This is a genomic window from Neisseria sp. P0021.S005, assembly GCF_051956955.1.
Map to the genome: position 1 here is coordinate 1 of NZ_JBQCWY010000358.1, position 3,143 is coordinate 3,143.

Annotated in this window: 3 protein-coding genes; 2 read left to right on the forward strand and 1 reads right to left on the reverse strand. The window is 47.9% G+C overall.

Annotated features, from left to right (window positions below; all coding sequences use genetic code 11):
* A partial coding sequence (locus ACTHUE_RS14140) for a ferritin-like domain-containing protein (protein ID WP_440423158.1) occupies positions 1-260 on the forward strand: 260 nt, incomplete at its 5' end.
* A 121-nt stretch (positions 261-381) separates the two neighbouring features.
* On the opposite strand, the gene ACTHUE_RS14145 is transcribed toward ACTHUE_RS14140, so the two are convergent.
* A complete protein-coding gene (locus ACTHUE_RS14145; protein ID WP_440423789.1) occupies positions 382-1,497 on the reverse strand; it encodes a methyltransferase in 1,116 nt (371 codons plus the stop codon).
* Positions 1,498-1,723: 226 nt separating this feature from the next.
* On the opposite strand from ACTHUE_RS14145, the gene ACTHUE_RS14150 reads away from it, so the two are divergent.
* A partial coding sequence (locus ACTHUE_RS14150; protein ID WP_440423791.1) for a 2-isopropylmalate synthase occupies positions 1,724-3,143 on the forward strand: 1,420 nt, incomplete at its 3' end.

Here is a 3,143-nt window from a genome sequence, read left to right on the forward strand (position 1 = left end):
AAGAATTGGGTAAACTGTTGATCGGTGAATCTACCGAAGAAATCATTGCCTGCGATCTGAAAAAAGAGTATGAAAAACATGATACTCTGGTTGCAGCCATCGCTCTTGCAGAAGAGCAACAAGACTACGTCAGCCGTGATTTGTTGGAAAAACAAAAAGACATCAACGAAGAACACATCGACTGGCTCGAAACTCAGCAGGAATTGATTGGTAAAGTCGGTTTGCCAAACTACCTGCAAACAGCGGCGCAAGAGGACTAAAACACAAACCACTGCCAAATATAGCAGTCCCTGCTCCCATCGACGGCATATCTTTACGGATATGCCGTTTTCTTTTATGGAAATGCTTAAAGGCCGTCTGAATGTTCAGACGGCCTTGATTTTATATCGCTTTCAAACGGTATAGATAAGTAGTTTCCTTGTTTCTGGCAAATGCCAAAGGATCGGATTCATCTATTGCTTTTTTATGTTGCGGTTTGGTTTTCAAAATATCGACTACATTGAGCGAGGCCGTCTGAAAGCATTGGTTTAGAAAGTATTTATCGCGCAAATGCAAGTGTTCTGCCAAGTCGGAAATAATCAGCCAAGCTTCGCCGTTTGGATTTAAATGCTTGCGTACGCCGTTGAGGAACGCAGTCAGCATGGCGTGATTGGGGTCGTAAAGGGCGGTCTCAATAGCGGAGGTCGGTTTTGCAGGCAGCCAAGGCGGATTGCAGACGATAAGGTCGGCGCAACTTTCTGTAAATAAATCAATCGATTGAACGCTGATAGCTTTATCCAAGCCTAGACGCTCAAGGTTTGTGGTGGCGCAGGCAATTGCTTTGGGGTTGGTGTCTGTGGCGATGATGTCGGGTATGCCTCGTTTGGCCAAAATTGCGGCAATAACGCCTGAGCCGGTGCCGATGTCAAAGGCCGTCTGAATATGGGGAGCGAGTGGCGCTTGGGCGATTAAATCCAAATATTCGCCACGCAGTGGAGAGAATACGCCGAAAGGAACATGGATTTTTCCGTCTAGCTGCGGAATGTCTATGCCTTTTTTGTGCCATTCGTGCGCACCGATAAAGCCCAGTAATTGATTCAGCGGCAAGAGAAACGGTTTGTCGTTTGGTGTGTCGTAAACATCGCACAGGGCGGCGTAGATGTCGGGTGCACGTGCATTATCCAGTTGAAAATTCGGTTGGATTTCAACGGCAAGCATATTGAGCAAACGACTTTGTTGCGCCTGTTTCATACGGTGGGCGTGAAAGGCCGTCTGAATATCGGCAGGTGCGCCTTTCTTTTTTTCAGACGGCCTGCGGATACGTTTTTTCATTGCGGCCAAGACTTGCTTGGCATTGTGAAAATCGCCAGTCCAAACGGTTGCAGTTTGCGCGTGGGCATTTTTTAAGATTTCTGCTGCGCCTGTTTCTTGTATGTAAACCGCCTGCTTGGGCGGCTTTTGTGTACTTTCGTTGCGCCATTCGATGTCGGCGCGGTCGGTAGGGATGGTGTGGGGCATAGTGTGTTTCAAATCGGGGAAATAGGGGATTAGTTTACTATATTTAGGATGTGTTCGGTTTGAGAGGGGCTTTTAATAGTTCAAATTAGACAAAATGTATAAAAATTTCTCAATTTTTAAAATCCACACTAATATTTTGATAAAAATAGATTGTCGTTTTGTCTAAAATGAGTATAATGCAAAACCTAAACACAATAATCTTAATCAGATTTGGACAAGGAACATCATGCAATTAGACATTGACCGTTTGGTTGCCTATTTTGGCGGCGTAAACGCGCTGGCCGAAGCCCTGAAACAGCATGACCCGGAAAATGCTGCAACGACGGCGGCTATCTATAAATGGCGTACACGCGGTTCCCTGCCTTTGGCTCAGTTGCAAAAACTGACCGCTTTGGCGGAAGCGCAAGGCAGACCGCTTGATTTGAATGCTTTTTTACAAAAAAACGAATCTCTGGAGAGAACAGAAATGACACAAACCAACCGCGTTATCATTTTCGATACCACCATGCGCGACGGCGAGCAGTCGCCGGGTGCATCCATGACCAAAGAGGAGAAAATCCGTATTGCCCGCCAGTTGGAAAAGATGGGTGTCGATGTGATTGAAGCAGGTTTTGCCGCAGCCAGTCCGGGCGATTTCGAGTCGGTTAATGCGATTGCCAAAATCATTACCAAATCTACAGTTTGCTCATTAGCTCGTGCGGTTGAAAACGATGTGCGCAAAGCAGGTGAAGCTGTTTCCCCCGCGCCGAAAAAACGTATTCACACTTTTATCGCCACCAGCCCCATCCACATGGAGCACAAACTGAAAATGAAGCCGCAGCAAGTCATCGATGCGGCAGTCAAAGCGGTGAAAATCGCCAAAGAATACACTGACGATGTGGAATTTTCTGCCGAAGACGCCGTGCGTTCGGATTTGGACTTCCTTGCCAAAATCTTTACGGCGGTTATCGAAGCGGGCGCGACTACCATCAATATTCCCGATACTGTCGGCTACTCCATCCCTTCCGTATGGTACGAGCGTATCAGCAACATCATCAAAAGCGTGCCCAACGGCGACAAAGTAGTCTGGTCGACCCACTGCCACAACGACTTGGGTATGGCGGTTGCCAACTCGCTGGCTGCTGTTCAGGCAGGTGTGCGCCAGGTGGAATGTACCATCAACGGTTTGGGTGAACGTGCTGGTAATGCCAGCCTTGAAGAAATCGTGATGGCGTTGAAAGTGCGTCATGATTTGTTCGGCTTGGAAACCGGCATTGATACCACGCAAATCGTGCCGGTATCGAAACTGGTATCTACTATTACTGGCTATCCGATTCAGCCAAACAAAGCGGTAGTCGGTGCAAACGCTTTTGCACACGAATCAGGCATCCATCAGGACGGCGTATTGAAACACCCTGAAACCTATGAAATCATGACTGCCGAATCAGTCGGCTGGTCAACCAACCGCCTGACTTTGGGCAAACTCTCCGGCCGCAGCGCATTCCGCAGCAAGCTGGCGGATTTGGGTATTGAATTGGAAAGCGAAGAGGCACTGAACGCCGCGTTCGCCCGCTTCAAAGAACTCGCCGACAAAAAACGCGAAATCTTTGATGAAGATTTGCACGCTTTGGTGTCTGACGAAATGGGCAATATGAATACCGAAAGCT